This is a genomic window from Gluconobacter sp. P5E10, assembly GCF_018812145.1.
Taxonomy (GTDB): domain Bacteria; phylum Pseudomonadota; class Alphaproteobacteria; order Acetobacterales; family Acetobacteraceae; genus Gluconobacter; species Gluconobacter cerinus.
This window is the reverse complement of the sequence record NZ_JACRVZ010000001.1, coordinates 367569-394336: the sequence shown is the minus strand read 5'-3', so window position 1 is coordinate 394336 and position 26768 is coordinate 367569. Positions and strand designations below refer to the sequence as shown.

At 57.8% G+C, this 26768-nt stretch carries 27 protein-coding genes; 8 read left to right on the top strand and 19 right to left on the bottom strand.

Translation table 11 applies throughout. From position 1 onward, the window contains the following. The first annotated feature begins 92 nt into the window (after positions 1 to 92). The 4 genes from KP707_RS01755 to KP707_RS01740 all read left to right on the top strand — a co-directional run bounded on the left by KP707_RS01755 (position 93) and on the right by KP707_RS01740 (position 3136). Positions 93 to 1112, top strand: a complete 1020-nt coding sequence (locus KP707_RS01755; protein WP_338085298.1) for an MBL fold metallo-hydrolase — start codon at positions 93 to 95, stop codon at positions 1110 to 1112. Positions 1113 to 1147: 35 nt separating this feature from the next. Continuing rightward, complete coding sequence (locus KP707_RS01750) at positions 1148 to 1651, top strand: ankyrin repeat domain-containing protein (protein WP_211501959.1); 504 nt, start codon at positions 1148 to 1150, stop codon at positions 1649 to 1651. Next, complete coding sequence (gene hisC, locus KP707_RS01745) at positions 1648 to 2718, top strand: histidinol-phosphate transaminase (RefSeq protein ID WP_211501958.1); 1071 nt, start codon at positions 1648 to 1650, stop codon at positions 2716 to 2718. Before KP707_RS01750 ends, hisC begins: the two co-directional genes overlap by 4 nt. Positions 2719 to 2851: 133 nt before the next feature. Continuing rightward, complete coding sequence (locus KP707_RS01740) at positions 2852 to 3136, top strand: hypothetical protein (RefSeq protein ID WP_046899925.1); 285 nt, start codon at positions 2852 to 2854, stop codon at positions 3134 to 3136. Between the two features lie 19 nt (positions 3137 to 3155). Here KP707_RS01740 and KP707_RS01735 read toward each other — a convergent pair whose 3' ends face one another. Further along, positions 3156 to 3947: a glycosyltransferase gene (locus tag KP707_RS01735; protein WP_211501957.1), complete on the bottom strand. Its 792-nt coding sequence runs from the start codon at positions 3945 to 3947 to the stop codon at positions 3156 to 3158. A 197-nt stretch (positions 3948 to 4144) separates the two neighbouring features. Between KP707_RS01735 and KP707_RS01730 the strand changes: the two genes are divergently transcribed. From KP707_RS01730 to KP707_RS01720, 3 genes are all read left to right on the top strand, one after another. After that, entirely contained in the window at positions 4145 to 5392 is a 1248-nt protein-coding gene (locus KP707_RS01730; protein WP_211501956.1) for an aminopeptidase, read from the top strand. After that, positions 5389 to 5901 carry a hypothetical protein gene (locus tag KP707_RS01725; protein WP_211506707.1) on the top strand — a complete coding sequence of 171 codons (513 nt, stop codon included), beginning with the start codon at positions 5389 to 5391 and terminating at the stop codon, positions 5899 to 5901. The genes KP707_RS01730 and KP707_RS01725 overlap by 4 nt, the downstream gene beginning before the upstream one ends. A 73-nt stretch (positions 5902 to 5974) precedes the next feature. Then, on the top strand, positions 5975 to 6391 hold the full coding sequence (locus KP707_RS01720) for a hypothetical protein (RefSeq protein WP_211501954.1): 417 nt from the start codon (positions 5975 to 5977) through the stop codon (positions 6389 to 6391). On the opposite strand, the gene KP707_RS01715 is transcribed toward KP707_RS01720, so the two are convergent. Continuing rightward, positions 6383 to 6808 (bottom strand): flagellar export protein FliJ, encoded by a 426-nt coding sequence (locus tag KP707_RS01715; protein WP_211501953.1) that lies wholly within the window; start codon positions 6806 to 6808, stop codon positions 6383 to 6385. The two genes, KP707_RS01720 and KP707_RS01715, sit on opposite strands and share 9 nt — an antisense overlap. A 20-nt stretch (positions 6809 to 6828) precedes the next feature. Then, positions 6829 to 8205 carry a flagellar protein export ATPase FliI gene (gene fliI, locus KP707_RS01710; RefSeq protein ID WP_211501952.1) on the bottom strand — a complete coding sequence of 459 codons (1377 nt, stop codon included), beginning with the start codon at positions 8203 to 8205 and terminating at the stop codon, positions 6829 to 6831. Positions 8206 to 8358: 153 nt separating this feature from the next. Here fliI and KP707_RS01705 point away from each other — a divergent pair, with 153 nt between their 5' ends. Continuing rightward, positions 8359 to 9099 carry a response regulator transcription factor gene (locus KP707_RS01705; protein WP_211501951.1) on the top strand — a complete coding sequence of 247 codons (741 nt, stop codon included), beginning with the start codon at positions 8359 to 8361 and terminating at the stop codon, positions 9097 to 9099. A 10-nt stretch (positions 9100 to 9109) separates the two neighbouring features. Here the strand turns inward: KP707_RS01705 and thiD are convergent, their stop codons facing one another. The 16 genes from thiD to secA form a co-directional block, all read right to left on the bottom strand. After that, positions 9110 to 9919 (bottom strand): bifunctional hydroxymethylpyrimidine kinase/phosphomethylpyrimidine kinase, encoded by an 810-nt coding sequence (thiD, locus tag KP707_RS01700; protein WP_211501950.1) that lies wholly within the window; start codon positions 9917 to 9919, stop codon positions 9110 to 9112. A gap of 3 nt (positions 9920 to 9922) precedes the next feature. After that, positions 9923 to 11281: a phosphoglucosamine mutase gene (gene glmM, locus KP707_RS01695; RefSeq protein WP_086634403.1), complete on the bottom strand. Its 1359-nt coding sequence runs from the start codon at positions 11279 to 11281 to the stop codon at positions 9923 to 9925. A 102-nt stretch (positions 11282 to 11383) separates the two neighbouring features. Further along, entirely contained in the window at positions 11384 to 13288 is a 1905-nt protein-coding gene (ftsH, locus tag KP707_RS01690; protein WP_064273855.1) for an ATP-dependent zinc metalloprotease FtsH, read from the bottom strand. A gap of 167 nt (positions 13289 to 13455) precedes the next feature. Next, entirely contained in the window at positions 13456 to 14616 is a 1161-nt protein-coding gene (tilS, locus tag KP707_RS01685; RefSeq protein ID WP_249202719.1) for a tRNA lysidine(34) synthetase TilS, read from the bottom strand. A 61-nt stretch (positions 14617 to 14677) separates the two neighbouring features. Further along, positions 14678 to 15565 carry a tetratricopeptide repeat protein gene (locus KP707_RS01680; RefSeq protein ID WP_211501949.1) on the bottom strand — a complete coding sequence of 296 codons (888 nt, stop codon included), beginning with the start codon at positions 15563 to 15565 and terminating at the stop codon, positions 14678 to 14680. A 155-nt stretch (positions 15566 to 15720) separates the two neighbouring features. After that, entirely contained in the window at positions 15721 to 16200 is a 480-nt protein-coding gene (gene pal / locus KP707_RS01675; RefSeq protein ID WP_046899934.1) for a peptidoglycan-associated lipoprotein Pal, read from the bottom strand. A 596-nt stretch (positions 16201 to 16796) separates the two neighbouring features. Beyond that, positions 16797 to 18161, bottom strand: a complete 1365-nt coding sequence (tolB, locus tag KP707_RS01670; RefSeq protein ID WP_086634401.1) for a Tol-Pal system beta propeller repeat protein TolB — start codon at positions 18159 to 18161, stop codon at positions 16797 to 16799. 17 nt (positions 18162 to 18178) lie between these two features. Further along, the gene (locus tag KP707_RS01665) at positions 18179 to 19174 is read right to left on the bottom strand and encodes an energy transducer TonB (protein WP_211501948.1); all 996 of its coding nucleotides are present in this window, start codon (positions 19172 to 19174) and stop codon (positions 18179 to 18181) included. A gap of 12 nt (positions 19175 to 19186) precedes the next feature. After that, a complete protein-coding gene (gene tolR / locus KP707_RS01660; protein WP_046899937.1) occupies positions 19187 to 19624 on the bottom strand; it encodes a protein TolR in 438 nt (145 codons plus the stop codon). A gap of 3 nt (positions 19625 to 19627) precedes the next feature. Next, the gene (gene tolQ / locus KP707_RS01655) at positions 19628 to 20371 is read right to left on the bottom strand and encodes a protein TolQ (protein WP_046899938.1); all 744 of its coding nucleotides are present in this window, start codon (positions 20369 to 20371) and stop codon (positions 19628 to 19630) included. Between the two features lie 77 nt (positions 20372 to 20448). Then, positions 20449 to 20874: a tol-pal system-associated acyl-CoA thioesterase gene (gene ybgC / locus KP707_RS01650; protein ID WP_046899939.1), complete on the bottom strand. Its 426-nt coding sequence runs from the start codon at positions 20872 to 20874 to the stop codon at positions 20449 to 20451. Between the two features lie 29 nt (positions 20875 to 20903). After that, positions 20904 to 21947, bottom strand: coding sequence for a Holliday junction branch migration DNA helicase RuvB (ruvB, locus tag KP707_RS01645; protein WP_046899940.1), 1044 nt, complete (start codon positions 21945 to 21947; stop codon positions 20904 to 20906). Beyond that, entirely contained in the window at positions 21944 to 22546 is a 603-nt protein-coding gene (gene ruvA, locus KP707_RS01640) for a Holliday junction branch migration protein RuvA (RefSeq protein ID WP_211501947.1), read from the bottom strand. Before ruvA ends, ruvB begins: the two co-directional genes overlap by 4 nt. After that, on the bottom strand, positions 22543 to 23049 hold the full coding sequence (gene ruvC / locus KP707_RS01635) for a crossover junction endodeoxyribonuclease RuvC (RefSeq protein WP_046899942.1): 507 nt from the start codon (positions 23047 to 23049) through the stop codon (positions 22543 to 22545). The genes ruvA and ruvC overlap by 4 nt, the downstream gene beginning before the upstream one ends. Then, on the bottom strand, positions 23046 to 23795 hold the full coding sequence (locus KP707_RS01630) for a YebC/PmpR family DNA-binding transcriptional regulator (RefSeq protein ID WP_046899943.1): 750 nt from the start codon (positions 23793 to 23795) through the stop codon (positions 23046 to 23048). The genes ruvC and KP707_RS01630 overlap by 4 nt, the downstream gene beginning before the upstream one ends. Positions 23796 to 23827: 32 nt before the next feature. Beyond that, positions 23828 to 26566, bottom strand: a complete 2739-nt coding sequence (gene secA / locus KP707_RS01625) for a preprotein translocase subunit SecA (RefSeq protein ID WP_211506708.1) — start codon at positions 26564 to 26566, stop codon at positions 23828 to 23830. Positions 26567 to 26768 lie beyond the last annotated feature (202 nt).

The window sequence follows — 26768 nt, the reverse complement described above, 5'->3', positions numbered from 1 at the left end:
GGGGGAAAGGTCAATGATGCCCCCGCACCTTCTGCAGCCACGGCATGACGCGATATCACGTCTGACGCAATGCTTGATGGGTAAACCATATTGTGAAACACGGTCTTGTGCTTGACGACAACCCGCCTCACTTCGATGGAACACGTTATTTCAACCCACCTTCGTGGCGCCCGGATAACGCTGTTTCAGGACGAACCCCTGCCCAGCGCTTCCGCAATATCCTGAAGTGGCAGCTCAGCCTGCGTCCCCGCTGGCCTGATGCCCTGCCCCCTCAGCAACCCCACACCCTGACTGCTCCCGCGCCCGGTGAATGTCTCGCAACGTTCATCGGCCATGCCACCGTTCTGCTCCAGTTCGGCCGGCAGGGACGTGAACCATTACGCATCATCACGGACCCGGTGTTTTCAGAACGCTGCTCCCCGTTCCGGAGTTTCGGCCCCCGACGCGTTCGGCCACCCGGCATCTGTTTTGAAGACCTGCCGCCAATCGATCTCGTTCTGGTTTCACATTGCCATTACGACCACATGGATCTCCCGACCCTGCGCATTCTGGCGCGCAAAGGTGATCCGCTGTGCATTACGTTGCCGGGAAACCGTAGCCATCTGGAAAAAGCTGGCTTGCCCCGTATTGTCGAACTTGACTGGTGGAACAGCACGCAGGCGGAAGGCGCGCGCATTTCTGCAACGCCCGCCCTGCATGGAAGTGCCCGTACTCCGTTCGATCAGAACAAGGCCCTCTGGGGCGGCTTCGTGATCGAAACTCAGGACAAAACCGTGTTCTTTGCCGGGGACACAGCGTGGGGCCGTCACTTTGATGCGATCCATAATCGCTGGAACACGATTGACCTCGCAATCCTGCCAATCGGCGCCTACGAGCCACGCAATTTCATGCGTCGTGTGCACATGAATCCGGAAGAGGCGGTCATGGCCTTTGATACCCTCAAGCCCACCCAGGCGATGGCCATTCACTTCGGGACATTCCAGTTGACTGATGAAGCTATTCTGGAGCCTGCGGCACGCCTCAATCTGGCCTTTCAGGACCGTGCCCGTCCCTTTAAAGCTCTGGAAAACGGGGAAACCCTGGCTCTTTCGCCCCCTCCCGCAAGCCGCTAACCTAACGGCACTATGTCCCCCTTGTGGAAACCGTCATGAACGCACAGACCGTCAATTTCACGCCTGAACAGATCACTGCCCTGTTCATTGACGCCGCCCGTGAGGGTGACACGGACCTCCTGACCCAGTTTCTGGACGCAGGAATGGTCATCGATACACCTGACAGTCGCGGCTACACGGCCCTCATCGTCTCGACCTACAACGGACATCTGGATGCCGCGCGGCTACTCCTCGCACGCGGAGCCAATACGGAATCCGTTGATCTGAAGGGGGCCACGGCCCTGTCCGGCGTCGCCTTCAAAGGCATGACGGACATTGCACAAGTCCTGATCAACAATGGGGCTCAGGTTGATCACGCAAATTTCTCGGGCCGGACACCACTGATGTTCGCCATCATGTTTGGCCGTACGGACATGGCACGGCTTCTTCTGTCTGCGGGCGCCAATCCGGATCATCGGGACGGCGACGGCGTTTCTGCCCGTGACCTCGCAGAGCGACAGGGTGTGACCGGCTTTTTCGATCAGGAAACAGGCGCATGAGCCGCTTCTGGAACAAACGCGTCCACGCTCTGGACCCTTACGTCCCTGGCGAACAACCTAAACTAACCAACCTGCTGAAGCTCAATACGAACGAGTCTCCGTATGGCCCGAGCCCGCGGGTGCTGGAGGCTATTCGAGAGACTGCAACGGACGACCTTCGGCTTTACCCGGACCCAACTGCAACGGTCCTGTGTGAAACCATCGCAAAGCGCTTCGGTGTCACAACAGACCGGGTTTTCGTTGGAAATGGCTCCGATGAAGTCTTGGCTCACGCCTTTCGTGCCCTCTTTCACGATGACGCACCGCTCTACTTCTCGGACGTCACTTACGGCTTCTATCCGGTCTATTGCAGCCTGTTTGAACAGCCCTTCAAGCAGTTCCCGCTCAACGACGACTACGAGATCGACATCAACGCTTATGATGGCCCCTGCGGTGGCGTTGTCGTCGCGAACCCCAACGCCAATACGGGTCTGGCCCTCTCGCTTGAACAGATCGAGATGCTCGCTCTTCGTCATCCGGACCGGACGGTCATCATTGACGAAGCATACGTGGATTTCGGTGCCGACTCGGCCATCGAACTGACGAAGCGTCATGACAACCTTCTGGTCGTTCAGACACTGTCAAAATCCTATGCTCTGGCGGGGCTGCGCGTCGGTTTCGCAATCGGCTCGCCGGAGCTGATTGAAGGACTGATCCGTGTCAAGGACAGCTTCAACTCCTATCCGCTTTCACGCCCGGCGCAGGCAGGGGCCATCGCTGCCATCAAGGATACGGACTGGCTGGAAGAGATTACAGCCCGAGTGATTGCCAGCCGGAAAACACTTGTCCCTGAACTGGAAAATCTCGGCTTCCAAGTCCTTCCATCCTGTGCCAACTTCATTCTCATGCGCCACCCGGCGCATCCGGCCGGATCGGTTGCGAGCGCCCTGCGCGAGCGTTCGATCCTGGTGCGGCATCTTTCAACCCCGCGTATCCAGAACTGGCTACGCGTCACGATCGGAACTGACGAGGCCTGCACACGCCTGATTGACGCCCTGCGGGCCATCATTCTCACAAACCGATCCTGAACCACAGTTGGGCGGACTGATCCGCCCTCACGATCATGACCTTTCAGAGGCTGCCCGGTGTGCATTCGCGCACCGTTCCGCATTCAGTGATGATGCGGAGGCCTCTGGCGTTTCGTGCTGAAAGACCAAGACCATGCGCGCATTCCACGGACAGATGTCCGACAATCAGCCTATCCGCCGTAACCAGGCAGAGAAGGAAAAGCAGCTTCGGGACCTCAAGGAAACACTTGCTTCCATGAAGTCTCACACATCCCCTGCTCTGAAAGAGAGCGTCCAGCGCCGTATCAAGGAACTGGAAACCGAACTCCGCGCCGCAGCCCGTGACAAGGCTACCCGTGCCGCCAACCCGAGCGCCCAACCGCAGGACCAGCAGCGTCAGCGCCGCGCGCCGCGCCGGAACACCATTCGCTCCATGTAAAATTGCGAACCGGGCAGCCTTACAGGCCTGCCCGGTTCCACGCCTCTCCCATGCATTGCAGACGAACCGGATGCATGCCGTCCGTTTCTGTCAGAACATAGAATGCTGAGTACTTTCCGGTAGGTTTGCCGGGCCTGCTTTTCAGCCAGTTAAAAACACTTCGATCTGCCGTCATCCCGCCCTGATCCTGCGGAAGAGGCTGGTTCCAGAGATCCAGAACCTCCGGAACTCTCGTCCGATCAATCATCAGACAATTCGGGTCTACAAACCCTCCAAAGGACTCGCGGAAGAGCCCCCCGCCCGGGCCCACAGATTCCCACTGATCTTCGCAGACCGGCTTTAACGTTTTGGGATGTACAAACCATCGACCTGACCAGGCCCAGTCCTTTTCCTCAATCGCTTCAAGAAGCGATGACAGATGATCCGGTGCCCACCAGTTGTCATCGTCCAGATAAGCCACCCGAGGCGCATTGGAGAGCTGGCTCAGGACACTCCGCAGCACGCCTCCATCACGTGCGCGGCCAAACCCTCCATGCCGCACAGACGTGGAATATCCCGGCCATAGCACGTCCACTGACCAGCCCTCCGGACGCGCCTGACAGGCACTCTTCAGCATCTCCTGCGCTCCATCTGGTGGCGTAGTATCCGCACCGATCATAATCTGCACGCGCAGGTCACCACTCTGGGCGAAGATCGACCGCAAAGCGTGAAATAATGAGGGCCTCAGCAGGCTGGGCATGACAACAGCGACATCAAAAGGCTGCTGGTCCGGCTGACCATCGTCAGCGAAAATATGAAGTCCAGGACGCATCCTGCAAGACTACGGCGTGCAGCACTCTCCGTCCATGCTGGTCAATCTGGCACTTAATCACGTCCCAGCTCCAAGCCCCGCACCAACCGCATTAAAACGGCGGCCCAACCACTTCAGACTGCACAGGGCATGCTCTTGCACTTCGGTCGTGCAGCCCCCACGATGAAAAACAGAATTCCACTGCGAAAGAGCAAGATGTGTCCGCTACTTCCCAATTTTCGCACGAGCAGCTTCTTGACCGCCTTGGCGAAGTCGCAGTTCGCGTCGGACTGAACATCAAGCCGGGGCAGCAGCTCCTCATTACAGCCCCGCTGGATGCCGTTCCGCTGGTCCGGCGCGTTACCGAACACGCCTACAAGGCTGGAGCATCTCTCGTCACAACGCTGTACGCCGATGACGAGACGACACTCGCCCGTTATGTCCATGCCTCTGACGCCGCCTTCGATACAGCCCCGACCTGGCTGGCTGACGGCATTGCCCGCGCCTTCCGTGAGGGAGCGGCGCGCATGGCTATTACTGGGGCCAACCCAATCCTTCTTGCAGGCCAGGATCCAGAGCGGATTTCACGCGCAAACCGCGCCAACTCAGCGGCCAACCGCCCGGCGATGGAAATCATTACCCAGTTCGCAGTGAACTGGAACATCATCGCCTGCGCCACCCCGGCATGGGCCGCACAGGTCTTCCCCGATCTGGCTCCGAAAGATGCACTGACGGCGCTGTGGAACGGCATCTTCAAAGCTTCGCGCGTGGATGTCCCAGACCCGGTAGCAGACTGGAAGGCCCATAACGCCCGTCTGCATGCCCGGGCAAAATTCATGAACGACACACGCTTTGACGCCCTGCACTTCACCGGCCCCGGTACTGATCTTACGGTTGGCCTTGCAGATGGCCATGCCTGGGCTGGCGGATCGGAAGAGGCACTGAACGGCATTGTCTGCAATCCGAACATTCCAACTGAAGAAATCTTCACAACCCCGCATCGCTCCCGCGTGAACGGCACCGTCTGCAGTACCAAGCCACTATTCCATCAGGGCACACTGATCGACGACATTTCCGTCCGTTTTGAAGATGGTCGCATCGTTGAAGCGCACGCGAGCAAGGGTGAAAACGTTCTCCATCGTATTCTGGACACTGATGAAGGCGCACGCCGGATTGGCGAGGTGGCCCTTGTGCCCCACTCGTCGCCAATTTCCGCAAGCGAAATCCTCTATCGAAATACCTTGTTCGATGAGAACGCATCCAGCCACATTGCGCTAGGCCAAGCCTACACCAAGTGCATGGTCGACATTGAAGGCCTGACGCCGGAACAGCTTCTGGAGCGTGGCGTTAATGACTCCCTGATCCATATCGACTGGATGATTGGCTCGGATAAAATCGATCTCGATGGGATCAAAAACGGCAGCCGCACGCCTCTGATGCGTTCCGGCGAATGGGTAAACGCATGACTTTGAATATAAAAACGCTCACAGCGCTCGCTCTCTTCGCCAGCGCGGCTCTTCCTTTTTCTGCGCACGCACAGGGCTACCCAAGCCAGACACAGGTTGATGGGCAGCAAGCCCAGCAGCCGGCACAGGTTCCCCCGCAGTTCAAGGCCGACACAGAGCGCGCCATGCGCTACGCCCTGCCGGCAGACTTCATGCCACGTGCAACGAGCGCGATTGGGGAGCTTCAGGCCCGTAATATCCAGCCACCCAATTCTCAGGGGCTTGGATTGCAGGCGATGATTAGCCAAGCAGGTCAGGTTCCGGGTTTTGCCGCTGTGCTCTCATCCCATGGCTTTACGCCGGAAAGCTTCATCACGGGCATGACGACCTTTGGTATGACGCTTGCCGTAAGCAACGGACAGGTTCCAGCAGGCATGCCGTCTCCCACCCCGAACAACGTTGCGCTGTTCAAAGCCCATCCGGATCAGGTCAACGCCCTGATGCAGGCTATGGGCAACCCTCCCCACTAATTTTTACGGGCGCGCTCTGACTTTGTGCAGGGCGCGCCTTCTTTTCCCACCTTCTCACTGATAAAAAGCCGACATGTCTGTCGTGCTTGATCCTTCCTCACTCCCTGCCGTCAACATTCTGGGGCTTGCCCAGTCTGGAGCTATTCTCCGTGCTGAACGGGAAACACCGCCCGATGGTGTTCCTGCGTTCATCACAAGAGAAGGATGGGACGAGCTTGTTGCCGCCCACGCCGCAGAACATGATACGCCGCACACCATCGTGCTTCCGGCGCTCGAAAAAGCCGTAACGCGACTCTTGGCCCATGCCGCTCAGGCAGCGTCGGAAGAAGGCGGGACTGCTCCCGTCGTCAGCCTTGAAAGCGATCTTTTCCCGAGCGACGGGACTTTGATTCTCGCCTTCGTCCGTGATGAAACGCACCCTGTTGCCTGCACACTTATTGGAACGGCACACCAACTCGCAGGCGTTCTACGCTCAGCAACGTCAGTATAGGGCCCTCTGACGCAGCGCCAGTTCGTCCAGAGCGGCTTGCTCCTTACGAAGAGCGAGATAATTCATCTCAAGCCGCTGCTTATCCTGCAGTTTCTCAACAGCTTTTAGAGCTGCCTGAGCCATCAGAAGAGCCGAACGAAGACAATCCCGATCAAGGGCTGCCTCCCGGCAAAGCTCCTGTGCGTCAGCGATCGCACGCTGGCCAACGGGCAACCAACGGCTGAACGCTTCTACTGCATCGTCATCGGCCTGCGGATCTGACGCCAGCTTTTGCTCCTGATTCAGGAGCAGATGGGCCTTGCTCAACACTGCTTCAGCAGCAGTCTCGCGCGCTACTGCTTCGCCAAACACCTTCTCAACCACCTCGAGTTCATGGCGCCGCAGGCGCTTGAGCGTATCCAAGGGCATCTGCTTCATTTTACCTGCTCCCATCGTGTCTAGGCCTCGGCATTCACAATACTGGAAAGCTGTTCAAACGCTTCCGCACAGTTAGACCGTTCGCTCTTGCCTTGAGAAAGAAACTCTTCAAGCCTGGGCATAAGCCGCACAGCCTCATCGACGTCCGGCTCCGTTCCAGCCTTGTACGCCCCCAGACGAATCATATCGGCCATCCGTTCATAGGTTGCCATGGTCGCCCGCGCCTGCTTCGTGATCCTGTTTTCCTCAGCTGAATTACATCCCGGTACGGCACGTGACAGAGACCGAAGAACGTCAATCGCGGGGTAACGCCCCTGCTCACCGATCCGCCGATCCAACACAATATGTCCGTCGAGAATTCCACGAACGGCGTCCGCAACCGGCTCGTTATGATCGTCACCCTCCACAAGCACAGTGAACAGGGCGGTAATCATACCTTCTCCCGGATAACCAGGCCCCGCGCGTTCCAGCAATCGCGGCAGTTCAGCAAAAACAGATGGGGGATAGCCACGCGTAGCAGGAGGTTCGCCAGCTGACAGACCGATCTCACGCAGGGCCATGCAATAGCGGGTCACACTATCCATCAGCAGAAGTACGGATTTACCCTGATCACGAAAGTGCTCTGCAATCGCCATACCCGCAACGGCAGCATCCCGACGCATCAACGGCGGGGCATCTGATGTGGCAATGACCACCACACTCCGCGCCAGCCCCTCAGCCCCCAGATCGTCTTCAATGAATTCACGAACTTCACGACCGCGCTCACCGACCAGTGCAATGACCGCCACATCGCAGTTGGCACCGCGCGCCAGCATGGACAGCAGAGTGGATTTTCCGACCCCAGACCCGGCAAACAATCCCAGCCTCTGACCACGCCGACAGGTTGTAAACGCATCGAGAGCCCGCACTCCCAAATCTATGCGCTCTCCAAGCCGTGCCCGCGTTGCAGCGTTTGGAGGTGCGGCACTGACAGGCTGTTGCTGGAATGCCGGCGCTAATGGCCCCTTCCCGTCGATCGGCATCCCGAGGGGGTCCACAACTCTTCCAAGCCAGCTTTCATTCACACCCAGACCGGCAGACTGACGCCCACTCAAAGAAATACGCGCCTCACACCCAGGCCCAATCCCTTCAAGGCTACCAAAAGCCATGACCCGGGCGTGTGCATTATGAAACCCTACAACCTCAGACTGTATCGACACTCCAGAACGTGCCTTCACGTTAATTCTGTCACCGATAGAAACGAGTCCCTCAAGGCCGTGAATGGTCATGCACAACCCCGTTACATCCCGAACAACTCCGGTTGCACCGTCAACGTGCAGGGATGAGAGCTTTTCGAGAAGGCTCTTCAACCCGCCTTTTCCCTGGATTTTCTGAGGATTTCCGAGGTGTGATGTCATCAAACAACCATAAGGAGCGCAACCTTAACAAACCCTGAACACGCACCCTTTAATGAAGCAATGATGAAAATTTTACGCTTTTTGATTTGTATCTATCGACAAACACAACTCTGGGTAGTAACCATTGCTTTACCAATCCGGGAGTTGAGAAACATGCGTATCCTTCTTGTCGATAGCGATCTTCAGGCCGCAGCCCACCTGTCTCAGACCCTTCGTACGGCTGCCTTCACCGTCGATCATACGTCCTCTGGCGAGGAAGCAATCGAGATGCTCCGGCATTACGATTATGATCTGATGGTGCTGGAACTGATGCTGAACGATATCGAAGGTTACGATGTGATCCGCCGTGTCCGCGCAGCCCGGATTACAACGCCTGTTCTCGTTCTCTCTGCCCTTCTCCGCCCCCAGGCCAAAATCCGTGCCTTCTCGATGGGTGCCGATGATTACATGACAAAGCCTTATGACTCAGGCGAACTTGTTGCCCGTCTTCAGGCCGTCATGCGTCGCTCTCGCGGATTTTCGGAGCCTTGCCTGCGCATTGGCAATCTGGAACTGGATCTGAACGGGAAAAACGTCACCGTTGAGGGCAATCCCTTACACCTGACGGGCAAGGAATACGCCATTCTGGAGCTTCTGGTTATTCGGAAGGGCTCTGTCCTGACCAAGGATGCTTTCCTGAATCATCTTTATGGCGGCATTGATGAGCCTGAGATGAAGATCATTGATGTCTTCATCTGCAAACTCCGCCGCAAGCTTCAGAAAGCAGGGGCCAGCAACCTCATCTCTACAGTGTGGGGACGTGGCTACATTCTGCGTGAAGAAACAGCGGCCGAGCCCCTGCCTGCCTCTGTCAGCCCAATAACCAGAGCTGCCTCTGAACTGACAGTAGCCTAAAGCGTACTCTTCAGGATTGGTACCAGTCCGGCCGGATCGTCACGCCATGATTGACCGGCCCGTGACCAGCGCCATATCCCGGAGCATCCGCGAGCGCGAGCCGTAGATAGGCATGAGCCCGACGCACCGCCGCTTCAAGATCCATGGCCTGTGCAATGCCCGTCGCAATGGCACTGGCAAGCGTACAACCCGTTCCATGAGTATGACGCGTATGAATCCGCGTTGCACGGTGTACGTACTCATCACCATTTGGGAAGACCAGAAGATCCTCGAGATCCTCTCCCGTCATATGCCCCCCCTTAAGCAGAACGGCCGCGGCTCCCCGCTCTTGCAGGATATGAGCTGCCCGACGCATTCCTGCCAGATCATGAATGATCTCTCCCGTCATGACTTCTGCCTCGGGAATATTGGGGGTCACGATCAAGGCCCGGGGCAAAAGACGGGTCATCACAGCGTCTACAGCATCGTCGGCTAGAAGAGCTGACCCGCTGGTGGACACCATGACCGGGTCAAGCACCAACGGGAGATGCGGATGGCATTCCAGTTCGTCAGCAACTGCATGAACAATGTCTGCAGTCGCCAGCATTCCGGTTTTGCAGCAATCTGCACCCAGATCATCAAGAACGACCTGCATCTGCTGCCGAACAAATGATGGGGAAACAGCCTCCACCCCAAAGACGCCGAGTGTATTTTGTGCCGTCAGAGCTGTAAGGGCGCTCATTCCAAAGCCGCCCAGAGCAGTAATAGTCTTTAGGTCGGCCTGAATCCCGGCCCCACCACCGGAGTCACTTCCCGCTACTGTCAGAACCCGGCCACGCATACGTCAGGCCTCCGTAATTGCTCTGATCGCCTCACAGACATGATCCACGACCTGAAGAACCAGAGCGTCGTCTTCTGCTTCCGCCATCACGCGAATCAGAGGTTCGGTGCCACTGGCCCTCAGAACCAGACGACCGCGCCCGGCAAGACGTTCTTCCGCCCAGGCTTTGGCAGCAGCCAGCTCGGGACTGCTCAACGGATTAGCCCCTGAGTAGCGAACGTTTTTGAGAAGCTGGGGGAACGGCTGGAAGACCTGACAGATCTCACTGGCAGGCTTCTTGGTCTCCACCGAAACAGCCAGAACCTGAAGGGCGGCAATCAGCCCATCTCCGGTCGTAGCGTAATCGGACAGGACCATGTGCCCGGACTGCTCCCCGCCCAGGTTCCCACCATTCTCACGCATGCGCTCAACGACGTAGCGATCCCCGACGGCCGTCCGCTGAAGCTCCAGCCCATCTTCCGCAAGAGCCTTCTCCAGCCCCATATTGGACATGACCGTGGCCACGACCGTGTTGGTCCGCAGACGTCCATGCTGCTTCCAGAATCGGGCGATCAACCCAAGAATTTGGTCGCCATCAACCAGATTGCCGTTCTCATCGGCGATCAGAACACGATCAGCATCTCCGTCCAGCGCAATGCCGAAGTCCGCGCCATGTTCCTTCACGGCAGCACAAAGCGTCTCTGGGTGGGTAGAGCCAACACCATCATTGATGTTCAGGCCATCCGGTGAACAACCAATCTTGATGACCTCCGCACCCAGCTCCCAGAGAGCAGTTGGTGCCACGCGATATGCAGACCCATTTGCGCAATCGAGAACAATCTTCAAACCATCCAGACGCAGTCCGCGCGGGAAGGAAGCTTTGGCATTCTCAATGTAGCGGCCAGCGGCATCGTTCAAACGAGAGGCACGCCCGATTTCTGCCGGTGAAGCCAAACGCTGAGACAGGTCCTGTCCCATCATGGCTTCAATCTCCCCTTCCACTTCATCGGAGAGCTTGAAACCGTCTGGGCCAAACAGCTTGATGCCATTGTCGGTGAAGGGATTGTGAGAGGCCGAGATCATGACACCTAGGTCTGCCCGCAAAGACCGCGTCAACATGGCAATCGCTGGCGTCGGAAGCGGACCGACAAGGATCACATCCATACCTGCAGACAGAAAGCCAGCCACAAGCGCACATTCAATCATATACCCGGACAGGCGTGTGTCCTTGCCCAGCACAACAGTGTGTCGACGGCTCTGACTGCGCATGAAATACAGGCCTGCGGCCTGTCCAAGCTTCTGAGAAACTTCCACCGTCATTGGAGCGGTGTTTGCGGTTCCCCTGATGCCGTCCGTCCCGAACAGAGCCCTCTTGCTGGCCATGGTTATGAAATCCTGCCTGTCTCGATAGATAAGAAAAAGGCGCGGCACCGGAGAGGAAATTCCCCTCCAATGACGCGCCTTGCGGTGCGGTTAACGGCTTGATTAGCCTGCCTGAGGAGCCGGATCAAACGCGCCCGGACGTGTCGTTGGCACAGAGGCGCGGCGATTATCCGGCAATTGCTCGTCATCGGACGGACGCTCGATCGCCTCTCCCCGCATGATCCGACCGACATCGTCTCCGGTCAGGGTTTCATACTCGAGCAGAGCCGCTGTCAGACGATGCAGATCATCAATCCGCGTCAGAAGCAGATGATGCGCCTGCTGGTAAGCCGTATCGATCAGAGCCTTGATCTCTACGTCGATATCGCGCGCCGTCTGCTCAGACAGATTTTTGTTCTGCGTGACAGAGTGACCCAGAAAGACTTCCTGTCCATTATCGCCATAGGAAATCATGCCGAGCTTGTCGCTCATGCCCCATTCCGTGACCATTCGGCGAGCCAGATCAGTAGCGCTCTTGATATCACCAGACGCACCGGCACTGACTTCTTCCGGGCCAAAGATGATTTCTTCAGCAACACGGCCACCCATGGCAATCACCAGACGCGCCAGACACCATTTCCGGCTGTAGGAAATGTTGTCTTTCTCAGGCAGCGTCATCACCAGACCAAGAGCGCGCCCACGCGGCACAATCGTGGCCTTGTGAATGGGGTCACTACCCGGCGTAAAGATCGCGCAGATGGCATGCCCGGCCTCATGATAAGCCGTCGAACGCTTTTCGTCTTCGGTCATGACCATGGACCGACGCTCTGCGCCCATCATGACCTTGTCCTTGGCCTCTTCGAACTGAGCCATTCCGACCGTGCGGCGTCCCTGACGGGCAGCCATCAGAGCAGCTTCGTTCACAAGGTTGGCCAGATCAGCACCGGAGAAGCCTGGCGTACCACGAGCGATCACCTTCGGGTCCACATCTGAAGACAGCGGTACTTTCTTCATGTGAACGCGCAGGATCTTTTCGCGACCGGCAACATCAGGGTTCGGCACAACGACCTGACGATCAAAACGCCCCGGACGCAGCAGAGCCGGATCTAGAACATCCGGACGGTTGGTTGCTGCAATCAGGATAACGCCCTCATTGCTCTCAAAACCATCCATCTCGACGAGCATCTGGTTGAGAGTTTGCTCGCGCTCATCATTGCCGCCACCAAGACCGGCACCACGATGGCGGCCAACGGCGTCAATTTCATCGATGAAGATGATGCACGGAGCAGCCTTTTTGCCCTGCTCGAACATGTCACGCACACGGGATGCACCGACACCAACGAACATCTCCACGAAGTCCGAACCGGAAATCGTAAAGAACGGCACATTGGCTTCACCCGCAATGGCACGGGCCAGAAGCGTCTTACCCGTGCCCGGAGGGCCGACCAGCAGGGCGCCCTTGGGGATCTTGCCGCCCAGACGCGTGAACTTCTGCGGGTCTTTCAGGAATTCGACGATTTCCTCGAGTTCAGCCTTGGCTTCATCGATACCTGCCACATCGTCAAATGTGACGCGGCCCGTCTTTTCCGTCAGCAGACGAGCCTTGGACTTGCCAAAACCCATCGCACGGCCACCACCGGCCTGCATCTGGCGAAACACCATAAAGCACAGGCCAACAAGCAGAAGAACGGGAAGATAATTTCCCACATACCGCAGGATGGAGTTCTCACCGCTATCCATTGGCTTGGCTGTCACTTCAACACCCGCGCCGGTCAGACGAGCCGGAAGGCCCGGATCCATCGGTGCATAGGTTTCGAAGGAGGTACCGTTCGTCAGTGTTCCAGAAATATTCTGTTCCTGGATAACCACCGAGCGCACCTGGTGCTCGTCCACATCATGGACAAAATCGGAATAGGCGATCTGCTGGGCAGCATGCTGGCTTCCACCGGGCTGGAAGGCGGTCAGCACTGCCATTCCGACCATGATGATGACCACCCAGATCGCAACGTTACGGCCTAAATTGTTCATCTCGTTCTCTGTCGTCCTTCAGACTGTCCGTCAGATGCAGCGGGGCTTCATCATCTCAACAGGCCGACGTCATAGTCTGCGTTGACTTCATAACATAGGCGGTCCTGCCCATGATCCTACCCCATCAAGGGCAGGAAAACGCATTTCCACGCATTTTGGTACGCTTTTCACCCGTTTACGCCGTTTTCGCCGGTAACTGGAACCCCTCCAGCCCAGACGAATGGAACCGTTCCGGCCCTTTCCAGAAGATCTGGCAACCCTATGACACGGCCGTCGCGCCAGAGAGCGGGGAGCGCCTGTAACGCTTCGACAGGAATTCCCAATCGTCTGGCATCAAGACCCTGAGCCCCGGTTCCAAGAGCCCCAATAAGAGTTCCTTCAGGTACATCCTCTTGCAGGCATCGCCAGCGCCCATCCCAGAGAGGCTCCCCGGCAGCACAGACAGAGGCCTCTAAAGATCGCATTTCTCTGACAAAGATAACGCCGTCCCCAAACCGCCCAGCTGTCCGCATGATCACGCCCCCGAGTGAGCCTCGTCCCTGCTTTATGAGGGACAGGACTTTTTCACGCGATGGACGATAACGACCGCCAGAAACCAACCGCACCAGAGCAGACACGCTGTCCTCGCAAACGCCGTTTTTTCTTAAGAAAACCCAGCCCGCAGGATGCCATACGGCCTCATTCGCCAGTAAGTCAGCTAGACCAGCATCTTTTAGCGCGCGGTTCAGCACAGCGCTCGCTTGCCACTCGCGAGCTTGAATCCGCTCGCTCTGCGTCAGGTCCTGGCGCCATCGCACCCGTTCAAATCGACGATTCTGATTGGAAGGATCTTCGACCCAACTCAGGCTGGCAGCTCGCAGCGTCCCTCTCAGGCGTTCGGGATGACAGGCCAACAACGGCCGAACAATCCTGATCCGCCCCCGAATGGCAGAGGCAGCAATCCCAGCCAAACCGGCCTGTCCGCTTCCAGCACCATGCCGCATCGAGACGGTTTCATCCTGGTCATGAAGATGGTGCGCCACCAGAAGGTCCAGGCACCCTGCGTCGACACATGCCCGTTCCAGAGCATCAAATCTCGCATCCCGGGCTCGCTCCTGAAGCCGCCCCTTTGGAAATGGCGCCAGAGTTAATACCCGGGCTTCCACGCCCATCTCGGACAGCCTTTGAGCCGTTAGTCTTGCTTCTGCCGCGGACTCGGGACGCAAGGCATGGTCAACAATGAAGGCGAGAACATACTGGCGCCAACGATGTGCAAGCCATGCGAGCGCCAGAGAATCTGCGCCTCCGGAAACTGCAAGCCCGACCGGCGCGATTGGCGCATCAGGCAACCAAGGCCCCAAAGACTCCATCCAGGCAGAAAACTCTGCCGCCTGGATGGGAGTTTTTACATCAGTGACAGGCTGCACGCCCACGGAACGTCGCTGCTGCCGATTTGACGCGAGGCGTCGGTGTCGGGAATTCGGTCTTCAGCTTATCAAGTGCCTGACAGGCCGAGTTCTTATCGCCCATAGCCAGCAGAGAAGCCGCAACACCCAGGAGGGAGTCCTGTGCTTTCGGCGTTTTCGGAGCTTTATTGTAGGCGTCGTAATAGGCGACTGCAGACTCACGATACTGCTTCTGCCCCGCTAGGGACTGAGCCAGCAGAAACTGAGAATCCATTTTACCCGAAGCGCTTTTGGCGGTCTTCACGGCAAAGCGTGCATTCGTTTCAGCATCTTCATACTTGCCAGCCTTGAGGGCAGCATTGCCGGCCTTCAAAGCTTCAAGAGCCGTTTTGGGGGCCTCATCGGAAGACGCAGGCGCTGTCTCTGCTGCTTTAGACGTGGCTACCGCAGCTCCGGCGGCGGCAGGAGCAGACGCTCCACCTCCACCGCCGCCATTCTGGGAGGCGAACTGCATGTCAGAAATCTGCTTGGACAGATTGGCCTGCGTTTCCTTCTGCGCGTTGCTGAGCTGATCCAGCTCACCCCGCATCTGACGATTCTGCTCTTCAAGCGCAGCAACACGCTCGAGAAGCTGGGCCGTCATGTTGCCATCAGTTCCCGACGAGGAGGAACCACGCGATGATGACGAACTCGGCGCAGGCAAAGGCCCGCTATTCTGGATCTGCGAAAGCTGCTGCCGCAATGAGGCAATTTCGTCCTGAAGGGCAATCGCCTCGCGGGAGGAAATACCCCCACCATCTGACGCGTCCTGAGCCATGACTGGCAGGACAGGACAAAGCACAGAAAGCGCCGTTCCGAGCATGACGGCACGGAGGGGACGGGACAGGGCCATGCAAGATCTCCTGAAACATGTTTGACGCCCGGCCTGAGCGCCCTCTCGCAATCACCGGCGAGTTCGGCTGATGAACAGTCTTAAAACAGAAACGGCCGGGGGATAAACTCCCCCGGCCGTTCAAACTGTCAGTCCGTCAGACGGATGACCTGGGTTCAGCGAACCGAGGTGATCGCGTTACGGTTCTGAGCCCATGAGGCTTCATCGTCACCGTCAGCCGTCGGACGATCCTTGCCGTAGGAAATCGTCGTGATGCGGGAAGCGCTCACGCCCTTGGCAACAAGGTAGTCACGAGCAGCATTCGCACGACGCTGGCCGAGAGCAATGTTGTATTCTTCGGTGCCGCGATCATCGCAGTTACCAGCGATCTGAACGCTGACCTGCGGGTACTTCGCAAGCCATGCAACCTGCTTGTCCAGCGTTGCACGAGCTTCTTCAGAAAGCTGGGATACATTCAGCTCGTAGAAGATACGGTCGCCAACATTGGCAACCAGGTCAGCTTCGCTGCCCGGCGTCGGGCCGGCTTCCTGCGTGGCTGCGCCAGCACCGGTGCTGTTGCCCGTATCGGTTTTGCCGTCGGAGCAGGCTGCGAGAACAAGCGCCAGACCAAGCGCACCAAACACCTTGAACTTCATGTGTCTCAACCCTGAGAACGGTTCCGTATCAGAAACCGAAATGCGGCATATTGCCGCGTTGTTCCGGACCACACACCCTTCCACTCAGGAACGCTCAAGAATCCTTTACGAACTCTCTGCGAACCACTGGAAAAGCACTGGCCACTAGCGCCCATACCCATGACTTAAATCCGGGGTCAAGCATCCTGTGAGGGCCTACCCCCGAGCCAGAGAACGATTCTGTTTCGAAACTAGAAAATGCAACATAAATGTCACAGCAGTTAGACAGGAATGTGGCGGAATTCTGCCAGTTGTTTTGCTGAACATTCTTTAATCGTTTTATCCTCATGCAAGCCTTGCGTATCAGCCAAGCGCCGCATGCGGGGCACATTCAATCCGGGAGCTGAGGCGCTAAAGTCGATTTACAGAAGATGCGATGGAACGCCGGACTCTGACACCTGGAGAGAACGCCCAAAATCGACTCCGTTCGAAGCCATTTTTTACGCATTTCATCAGGACAGATGTTTCGTGCCCCTGTGTGATCGAGCGAACGCTCCAGATCTGTTCAGGGAAAAATACTCCCCGTTGATCATTGCCAACGGGGAGGGAAAAGCTGATCAGCCGTTCAGTGGAGACCAGGCTGGGTCAGAAGCCCCTGTTGCCGTGCGAATTGGGCGCTCATTGAAGCCCGTGATGTCGATTGTACCGATGCCAGACGCAAACCCGGCACCGCCCGCACCCGAAGCGCTTTGACGGCAGAACGCCAGCACGCGGCCATTCGGGCAGAACGTCGGAGACTCAACAGTAAAGCCCTGTGTCAGGATACGTTCACCCGTACCATCCGGGTTCATGACGCCCAGAGAGAAGCCACCATGCCCAATGCGGGTAAAGGCAATCAGATCACCACGAGGTGACCAGACCGGAGATCCATACTGGCCAGAGCCATAGGAAATCCGGCGTGCACCACCGCCCGATGCCCCCATGATGTAAAGCTGCGGGCTACCACCACGATCGGAGTTGAACACGATCTGGCTGCCATCCGGGCTGAAGCACGGGCTGGTATCAATCGCACCGCCAGAACTGGTGATCTGATGCTTGCTGCGGGAGGCCAGATCCACAACAAAGATGTCAGATCCACCACCGCGCGTTGCAGACAGAACAACGCGGCTTCCATCCGGAGAGAAGCGCGGCGCGAAGGAGATGCCGTCAAACTCACCCAGCATCTGCTGACGGCCAGAGCCCAGGTCAAACAGATACACGCGCGGACGGTTGTTCGCATACGACATGAACGCAACCTGATCGCGCGCCGGGTTGAAGCGCGGCGTCAGGGTCAGCCACTGGCCGCCTGTCAGCATCCGGGAATTGAACCCGTCCTGATCCATCAGCGCCAAACGGGTGATCTGATGACGGCGCGGACCTGTACGGGCAATATAAGCGATACGGGTATCGAAGTACCCCTTCTCGCCCAACATCCGCTCGTAAATCACGTCAGCAATAATATGTGCAATCCGACGCCAGTTGGATGGCGACGCCGTATAGGCCGTACCCTGAAGCTGCTCACCGGCAACAACATTCCACAGGCGCATCTCAACGCGAACACTGCCCGAACCAACTGCACGTCCGGCAACAGCAGCGCGCGCGCCCTGAGCTTTGAGCGCACTGAAATCCGGCGTGCCACTGGGCGACACATCGCCTGTCATCACTTTGAACAGGCCAGTCCCAGCCAGATCGGAAGAAATGACACTGGAGATCTGTTCACCCATTCCAGCACCAAAGCTCGGAATGACAATCGGAATAGGCGCCTGACGGGCCTGATCTACGGTAATTTCAGCTTCCCCAGCCCCACCGGCCGCAGTTCCTTGCGCAAAAGCGGAAAGCGGGGTTGCAAGAAGACCACCAGCCGCGGCTGTGGCACCGAGGATGGAACGGCGCGACAGCAGCGCGCTCAGAGCATCAGCTTCGGAATCGGAAATGAAGGTCATGATGATTCCTCTAGGGTTTACGGCCTGAAGACAAAACGCAGCTGATGCGTCTGGCCTAGCAGGTTGGAAGGAATGGGGAGATGGGCACAGGTCGGGCTCAGAACCGCATCCCGCGCACGCTCGGCCAGCACACGATAGGATGGGTCTGACGCCATCTTCGCTGCCGTATCAGGAGCATACTTCACAAGACGCGCCTCACCCGTTGCATCCACCGTCACAATCAGATGCGCGACAAAGCTCGCATAGTTCCGTGCTTCCGTGTCTTCCGTGTAGCAACGCCGCACGGAGCCACCGATCGCCTTCTGATCCGCCATGGACAGAGACTTAGTGATATCGCCATTCGGCACACCGCCGCCATCCGGCGCACCACCCTGTGGCGGATTGGCCTTCGCCTTGGGTGCATGCGTCTGCTTCTGGTCAGACCGGAAACTATCCAGTGTGGCCAGCAGGGAGTGACTGTCCGCCTGCGTATTCTTGGACGCATTCGGCTGGGTCAGATGCGAGAACTTCGGCGTATCCGGCAGCTTGTCAGCCTTCTGTGTCTGCGGGCTCGGGGGAGCCACCATTGTAGACTTTGACGGCGAAGACGGCTTCGGCGGAGACGCAGGAACAGGCTCAGGCGACGGTTCCGTAATTTTTGGCGGAAGCTTCGTCGGCGGCAGAGGCTGAGGCTTGGTCTCAGGCGTAGGCGGAACAGGCTGCGGCGGCGGCGGTGGCGGAGGCGGTTCTTCCGTCGGCGCCTTTAGAGGAGGCGTCGGAGACGGAGGAGCCTCGTTCTTCACGGGCGCAGGCGCAGGAGCCGGCTTCGGAGCCGGATGGTCAGCCTTGATGGGATGGGTGGGAGGCCCTGCCTCCTCAAATTCCATCTGCACCGCCGGAGGCTCCGGCGGTTCAGGTGGTTTCTCGAACGGGATCCGCACAACCAGGTACAGGATCAGTGCCGCATGGACACCGACTGAACCCAGAAGCGCGTTGCGAAAGCGACGCCTGTCCGAACGACGTGGACGCACCACTGCGGTGTCCTCTTACTGGCCGCTCTGAGGCTGCTGAGCCAGCAGTGCCACATGCGTAAAGCCGCCAGACGTAATCTGTCCCATGACCTGCATCACGCGACCATAGTCGATATGTGCATCAGCCCGGACAAAGATCCGATGGTTCGGATCGTTCTGGGACTGGACCTTGAGCTGGTCCACAAGCTGCTCGGGTGTGATCGGGTCTTCCCCCAGGTACAACGAACCATCGTTGCGCAGGGAAACCGTGATCGGCTTGGTGTCAGCATTGACCGGGCTGGCATCCGTCTTGGGCAGATCGACATTGACGCCACTGGTCATCATCGGCGCTGTCACCATGAAAATGATGAGCAGCACCAGCATGACGTCCACAAGCGGCGTAACGTTGATCTCAGACGCGGGGCGCCGACGACGGCCACCCATACGCCCACCTCCTCCAGCGGACATCCCCATGGATCAGGCCTTCCCGCTGGACGTCTCGTCCGCACGTTCTTCCGACTGACGGGAAAGAATGGCGGCAAATTCGGTCCCGAACGCATCCATGCGGTCCGCGAACTTGTCCAGCGAGTTGCTGATGACGTTATAGGCCACATAGGCGGGGATAGCGGTCACAAGACCAATCGCCGTTGCGAACAGAGCTTCGGAAATACCCGGAGCCACAACGGAGAGATTGGTGTTGTGCATGGCAGCGATTGAGCCGAACGCATGCATGATACCCCAGACCGTTCCGAACAGTCCGACGAACGGCGCAACCGGGCCAATCGTGGCAAGGAAAATCACGCGACGACCCAGACGGTCGTTTTCGCGCGAAACGGTGATGTTGATGGCACGGTCGATACGGTCCCGCACGCCACCGCGCGCCAGATCAATTCCGACAATCCGTGCCGAGCGACGCCATTCGCCCATGGCAGCGCCGAACACGGCAGCCATCGGATGTGTCGGGCGTGCGCCATCAGATTCGTAAAGGTCGTCCAGCGAACCGCCGGACCAGAAACGGTCTTCAAATTCCGTTGCTTCGCGATTGACGCGACGCATCAGAAGGATTTTTTCCGCAATGATCGCCCACACGCCTGCACTGCACAGGACGAGCCCGACCATGACCAGCTTAACGACGATGGACGCGTGCAGGAACAGGTCCAGAGGCGACAGACCGGCCGCACCGACCGCCCCAAGCGCACTCGAACTTACCTCATGATCCACTGTTCTCTCCTGTCCAGATCCTGTCCCTTACGGGTCAGGACTCTCCATTGCACTTCGTGAGGAAACAGGAAAGTGGGTCAGACCTCTCCAGCCTCGAGTTTTCGAACAGCATCACACCACCGAGGCGGAATTTTGGCAGGTTTCATGGCTTCGGCAGAAAGACACGCCAGCTCTACGTCAATGACGACGGCCGTTTCGTTGCCATTCGTGCTGTTTCGAACAGTTTGTTCAAGTTTCAACCGCGTTGGCGTCATTGCAACCAGCGCTGTCTCGATTTCCATTTCATCATCGAGTCGCAACGGCGCGCGATAACGCACCCCAACCTGCCGCACGACAAACGCCAGACCAAAATCGCGCAGAAGCTCCGTCACCGAAGCCCCTGCATCGCGCATGGCTTCACTGCGCGCACGTTCCGCAAAGCCGAGATAGCGGGCATGATAGACGATGCCACCTGCATCCGTGTCTTCGTAATAAACCCGGAAACGGATCTTATGCGTTGCCATCAGTTTCTCCGCTCATTGGCAGTGGCTCTTCAGCCTGCCGTGTCGTCGTCGAGCCCGGACAGAAGATCAACCTGGCTCGCTGGCGGGTTCAGGCCCAGATGTCTCCACCCAGCCTCACCCAACATGCGCCCCCGCGCTGTCCGCAGGATGAGCCCCTCCTGAATCAGATAAGGCTCGATGACGTCTTCCAGTGTGTCACGCGCCTCTGCCAGACCGGCAGCCAGCGTCTCGACACCCACAGGACCACCATGGTGATGCTCTGCGATACGCTGAAGATAGCGGCGGTCCATCGCATCCAGACCGCGCTCATCAACTTCAAGACGGGAAAGTGCGGCATCAGCCGTCGCGCGATCAATGATCGGCTTCTTTGCGACAAGCGCAAAATCCCGAACACGGCGCAGAAGACGGCCCGCGATACGGGGCGTGCCGCGAGAACGACGGGCAATTTCCTCTGCTCCGTCATCATTCAGATGAACCCCGAGCTTCGTGGCGCCGCGTGATACGATCGCTCGCAACTCTTCCGGCGTATAGAACACCAACCGCAAAGGGATACCAAAACGATCCCGGAGAGGCGTTGCCAACAGACCTGCACGGGTTGTGGCGGCAACAAGCGTGAATGGCGCCAGATCAATCCGCACCGAACGTGCTGCCGGCCCTTCCCCGATAATCAGGTCGAGCTGGAAATCTTCCATCGCCGGATAGAGAATTTCCTCGATCGCCGGCTGAAGACGATGAATTTCATCGATGAACAGCACGTCACGAGGCTGGAGATTCGTCAGGATTGCCGCAAGATCTCCAGCGCGCTGAATCACTGGCCCAGACGTCGCCCGAAATCCAACGCCCAGTTCACGCGCTACAATCTGCGCCAGCGTGGTCTTGCCCAGACCTGGCGGTCCATGCAGCAACACGTGATCCAGAGCATCTCCACGGGCCTTTGTTGCCTCGATGAAGATAGCCAGATTTTCACGGCTTGCTTTTTGCCCTGTAAAATCCGCGAGCGTTTCAGGCCGTAAGCCGCCTTCGGCAATATCGTCCGGCAGGCGTGCGGCGTCCGTTTCACGAAATTCGCTCATCGGGCGAGATCCTTCAGGCAAAGGCGGATTGCCAGATCAAGCGAGGCATTTTCGTTTTCGGCCAGAACACGACTGAGAACAGGCCAGGCCTCTGCCCGCCGAAAGCCGAGACCAGCCAGAGCCAGAAGCGCATCATTCTCGACGTTTGGCCCGGTCACCACGCCTGGCATAGGGGCGGACGCGCCACCACCGGGCATCTTGGCAACCTTGTTGCGAAGTTCGCTCAGAATTCGATCAGCTAGACGAGGGCCAACACCAGCCGCCCGCGTCAGAGAACCACGATCGCCCGCATTGATTGCCAAGAGAAGCTCACTAGGAGAGTTGGCCGAAAGGATCGCTAGCGCGACCTTGGCGCCCACACCTTGCACGGTCGTCAACAGGCGGAACCACTCGCGTTCGTCCGTTGTCACGAACCCATACAGAAGGATCGCGTCTTCCCGAACGACGGTTTCGATCAGAAGACGCACAACTTCCGGAGGCTGCGGAACAGATGAGAGTGTGCGTATTGACGCTGACACCACATAACCAACGCCATTGACGTCAACGATGCAGCGCTCTCCTTCGATCTGCCCGACGAGCCCTGTAAGCTGTCCAATCACGCCATCCGCCTTCCAGCCGTTACATAGGCCGCACTTGCACGATAATGGGCATGGCAGATCGCTACAGCCAGCGCATCGGAAGCGTCGGCCTTGTAGATGGCGACGCCGGGCAAAAGCCGTTTCACCATCATCGTGACCTGTTCCTTCGTGGCAGACCCGGTTCCCACAACAGATTTCTTGACTGTCATAGCACCATACTCTGCCACGGGGAGGCCTTCGTAGGCAGGCGTCAAAAGCGCCACGCCGCGGGCATAACCGAGTTTGAGCGTGGAAGAGCCATTGCGGTTTACGTAAGTTTCCTCAACCGCGGCTTCGGCGGGAGCATACTCACGAATCAGGTTCTGGAGTTTCCCGTGCAGCTCACAGAGCCGCAGGGGAACCGATTCATGACCATCTGTCGCAATCACACCAGAGGCCACATGCTTCAGGCGGTTGCCATCCACATCAATAATTCCCCAGCCCATGAAACGCAGGCCGGGGTCTATTCCCATCAGACGGATCAAGCGGCGAGCGCCTGCGCCACATCGTCTGGAAGATCAAAGTTGGCGTAAACAGCCTGAATATCGTCGTTATCTTCCAGAACGTCGATCAGCTTCAGAACTGTCCGGGCCTTCTCTTCATCCAGAGAAATGCTGTTTTCCGGACGCCAGTCGAGCTTGGCGGACTGTGGCTCGCCGAAACGACCTTCAAGAGCGTCACGCACTGCGAAGAAGTTTTCCATCTCGCAGGTGATCTCGTGCCCTTCCTCGGTCAGCACGGCATTATCCGCACCAGCTTCGATGGCGGCTTCCAGCATCTCGTCTTCCGAGGCGGCATCGACCGGATACGTCACAACACCCAGGCGCTGGAACATGAAGGACACGGAGTTCGATTCACCCAGCGAGCCGCCATGCTTGGAGAACGCTGCACGGACTTCACCGGCCGTCCGGTTCCGATTGTCGGTCAGACCTTCGACGATGATCGCCACGCCAGCCGGGCCGTAGCCTTCGTAGCGCACTTCCACATAGTCTTCGCCACCAGCAGCGCCAGATGCCTTCTTGATGGCACGCTCGACATTGTCTTTTGGCATATTTGCTTCACGCGCTGCGGTGACAGCAGCACGCAGACGCGGGTTGGATGCCGGGTCAGGCAGACCGGACCGCGCTGCAACCGTGATTTCACGCAAAATCTTGGCGAACTGCTTGGCGCGCTTGGCATCCTGCGCACCTTTGCGGTGCATGATGTTCTTAAACTGTGAATGACCGGCCATCGGTCGCTCCTTCCTCTACGGGTGTCAGAGGCTCAGACGAGCCTGCCATGACAGTGTTTGAACTTCTGGCCCGAGCCACACGGGCAAAGCGCATTGCGCGGCGTTTCTTCATACCACTGCTGAAGCGTCGCTGCATCCGGCTCGTTAACTGAGCCCGCGGCCGCAAACTGTGCCTGCGGCGCAGCAAAGCTCACAACAGGCTCTGGTTGCGTCAGTGCGGGCGCTGCTGGCGGCGCTTCAAAGCTTTCATGGTGTGCTGAGCTATCGACGACCGGATACGGCGGCGGCTCACTCACAGCCTGGATCCGGCACATCGTCTGCGTCACACGCAGGCGCATATCATCCAGCATCGCCGTGAACATCTGGAAGGCTTCCTGCTTGTATTCGTTCAGCGGATCCCGCTGACCATACGCACGCAGGCCGATACCCTGGCGAAGCTGATCCAGCCCATGCAGATGCTCTTTCCAGACGGCATCGAACGTGGTGAGAACAACCTGCTTCTCGATCATGCGCATGAGGTCCGGCCCCATATTGGCCGTCCGGGCAGCCTGAGCCTTCTGGGCTTCAGCTTCCACGCGCTCGATCACGCTGTCAGCGTCCATGCCGTCTTCCTTCGCCCAGTCAGCGATCGGAAGCTCAAGATTCAGGACGCGGGAAATTTCAGCCGTGAGCCCAGCCGTATCCCAAGCTTCTGCAAAGGATTTCTCAGGAATGTGGGCGTGAACCAGATCTTCAACGGTGTGCAGGCGCAGTTCCGCAATCACACCCGACAGATCTTCGGACGACATATATTCCTTGCGCTGGGAATACACTTCCTTGCGCTGGTCATTCATGACGTCGTCGTATTTCAGCGTGTTCTTGCGCATGTCGAAGTTACGGGCTTCAACGCGCTTCTGAGCCTTCTCGACGGCCTTGTTCAGCCAGGGGTGAACAATCGCCTCCCCTTCCTTCAGACCCATCTTCTGCATCATCGCGCCCATACGGTCGCCAGAGAAAATGCGGATCAGATCGTCTTCGAGGGACAGGAAGAAGCGGGAATTACCCGGATCACCCTGACGCCCTGAACGGCCACGCAACTGGTTATCAACACGACGGCTCTCATGACGCTCCGTCCCGATGACATATAGGCCGCCGGATTCATGAACTGCGCCATGATTGGCTTCAACGGCTGCACGGATTTCTTCGGTGATGCGCGCACGCTCTGCGTCATCCTCGATCCCATCTGTATAAGCATGGGTCAGCATCTCGATATTGCCGCCCAGTTTGATGTCCGTTCCACGACCCGCCATGTTCGTGGCAATCGTAATCGCACCCGGCGCGCCAGCCTGCGCAATGATACTGGCTTCTTTTTCATGATGACGCGCATTGAGCACGCTATGCTTGATGCCGCGCTGATCCAGAATACTGGAAAGGTACTCGCTTCTTTCGATAGACGTCGTACCCACCAGGATTGGCTGCCCCTTGGCGCTCACTTCCTGGATCAGATCTGCAACGGCGTTATATTTTTCGCCCGCAGTCAGATAGACTTCATCGTCCGTATCAATCCGCTTGACGGCACGGTTCGTCGGAATTTCAACAACCGTCAGGTTATAGATTTCCGCAAACTCATCCGCCTCCGTCATAGCCGTACCCGTCATGCCGGAGAGCTTCGGATACAGGCGGAAGTAGTTCTGGAATGTGATGGATGCGAGCGTCTGGTTTTCCTGCTGGATCTCGACGTGCTCTTTCGCTTCCAGAGCCTGATGTAGGCCATCGGAATAACGACGGCCGTCCATCATACGTCCGGTGAATTCATCAATGATGATCACCTTGCCGTCACGGACGATGTAATCAACATCCCGCGTAAACAGCGTATAGGCGCGAAGCGACTGCTGAACGTGGTGAACAACAGCCACGTTATGAATGTCGTACAGACCACCTTCCTGCAGAACACCGTCCTGGTTCAGGAGCTCTTCGATACGGTGTGAGCCAGCTTCCGTCAGCGTAACACTGCGCAGCTTCTCATCCTTATCGTAAGCTTCCGGCTCCAGCACCAGCTTGGCCACAACCGCATCAACAGTCCGATAAAGGTCGGAGCTGTCATCTGCCGGGCCAGAGATGATCAGGGGCGTCCTGGCTTCGTCGATCAGGATGCTATCCACCTCATCCACGATTGCGTGGTTGAACGGACGCTGCACCATATCGCCGAGCGAATATTTCATATTGTCGCGCAGATAATCGAACCCGAACTCGTTGTTCGTTCCGTAAGTAATATCTGCTGCGTAAGCTTCACGACGTTCTTCATCACTTAGATTCGGGATGATCACGCCGGTTGTCAGACCGAGGAAGCTGTAAAGAACCGACATTTCCTCGGCATCACGACGGGCCAGATAATCGTTCACCGTCACAACATGCACGCCCTTGCCGGACAGCGCGTTCAGGTAAACAGCCAGCGTCGCAACAAGGGTCTTGCCCTCACCGGTCCGCATTTCCGCAATGCGACCGTCATGCAGAACCATCGCGCCGATCAGCTGCACGTCAAAATGACGCTTGCCCAGAACACGGCGGGAGGCCTCACGGCAGACGGCAAAAGCTTCAGGCAGCAGTTTATCAAGGGTTTCGCCTTGGGCGACCCGCTCCTTGAATTCTATAGTCTTGTGCTGAAGCTGCTCGTCACTGAGCCCCTGAACCGTGGGCTCCAGAGCGTTGATCTCCGGCACACGGCGCTGATACGCCTTGAGCGAACGATCATTGGCGGAGCCGAAAAGGGCGCGTGCGAGGCGTGCGAACATGCTGAACCTTGAGATGCCGAGCACCCGGCCGGAAAAGCTCTTTCCACCATCGGAAAGACCTCCCAAACCGGGCAATGACGATTTTCACGTCAGGTGGAGATAGGACCCGTGTGCCCATGGGTCAATGGAGAGGGACCAGAGAAGGCCCTCAAAATACCCATTTCCGCTACGTGACGGAATGGTAAGGGTGCGCGCACTTGCA

Excerpts from the sequence above, each read along its gene's own strand:
- KP707_RS01705 (WP_211501951.1), top strand. The coding sequence starts at position 8,359 with ATGCGTATCCTTCTTGTCGATAGCGATCTTCAGGCCGCAGCCCACCTG.
- secA (WP_211506708.1), bottom strand. The coding sequence starts at position 26,566 with ATGTTCGCACGCCTCGCACGCGCCCTTTTCGGCTCCGCCAATGATCGT.
- tolR (WP_046899937.1), bottom strand. The coding sequence starts at position 19,624 with ATGGGGATGTCCGCTGGAGGAGGTGGGCGTATGGGTGGCCGTCGTCGG.
- KP707_RS01750 (WP_211501959.1), top strand. The coding sequence starts at position 1,148 with ATGAACGCACAGACCGTCAATTTCACGCCTGAACAGATCACTGCCCTG.
- glmM (WP_086634403.1), bottom strand. The coding sequence starts at position 11,281 with ATGGCCAGCAAGAGGGCTCTGTTCGGGACGGACGGCATCAGGGGAACC.
- pal (WP_046899934.1), bottom strand. The coding sequence starts at position 16,200 with ATGAAGTTCAAGGTGTTTGGTGCGCTTGGTCTGGCGCTTGTTCTCGCA.
- KP707_RS01720 (WP_211501954.1), top strand. The coding sequence starts at position 5,975 with ATGTCTGTCGTGCTTGATCCTTCCTCACTCCCTGCCGTCAACATTCTG.
- KP707_RS01740 (WP_046899925.1), top strand. The coding sequence starts at position 2,852 with ATGCGCGCATTCCACGGACAGATGTCCGACAATCAGCCTATCCGCCGT.
- KP707_RS01735 (WP_211501957.1), bottom strand. The coding sequence starts at position 3,947 with ATGCGTCCTGGACTTCATATTTTCGCTGACGATGGTCAGCCGGACCAG.
- tolB (WP_086634401.1), bottom strand. The coding sequence starts at position 18,161 with ATGACCTTCATTTCCGATTCCGAAGCTGATGCTCTGAGCGCGCTGCTG.
- ftsH (WP_064273855.1), bottom strand. The coding sequence starts at position 13,288 with ATGAACAATTTAGGCCGTAACGTTGCGATCTGGGTGGTCATCATCATG.
- KP707_RS01725 (WP_211506707.1), top strand. The coding sequence starts at position 5,389 with ATGACTTTGAATATAAAAACGCTCACAGCGCTCGCTCTCTTCGCCAGC.
- KP707_RS01680 (WP_211501949.1), bottom strand. The coding sequence starts at position 15,565 with ATGGCCCTGTCCCGTCCCCTCCGTGCCGTCATGCTCGGAACGGCGCTT.
- KP707_RS01715 (WP_211501953.1), bottom strand. The coding sequence starts at position 6,808 with ATGAAGCAGATGCCCTTGGATACGCTCAAGCGCCTGCGGCGCCATGAA.
- KP707_RS01630 (WP_046899943.1), bottom strand. The coding sequence starts at position 23,795 with ATGGCCGGTCATTCACAGTTTAAGAACATCATGCACCGCAAAGGTGCG.
- hisC (WP_211501958.1), top strand. The coding sequence starts at position 1,648 with ATGAGCCGCTTCTGGAACAAACGCGTCCACGCTCTGGACCCTTACGTC.
- thiD (WP_211501950.1), bottom strand. The coding sequence starts at position 9,919 with ATGCGTGGCCGGGTTCTGACAGTAGCGGGAAGTGACTCCGGTGGTGGG.
- ruvB (WP_046899940.1), bottom strand. The coding sequence starts at position 21,947 with ATGAGCGAATTTCGTGAAACGGACGCCGCACGCCTGCCGGACGATATT.
- ybgC (WP_046899939.1), bottom strand. The coding sequence starts at position 20,874 with ATGGCAACGCATAAGATCCGTTTCCGGGTTTATTACGAAGACACGGAT.
- fliI (WP_211501952.1), bottom strand. The coding sequence starts at position 8,205 with ATGACATCACACCTCGGAAATCCTCAGAAAATCCAGGGAAAAGGCGGG.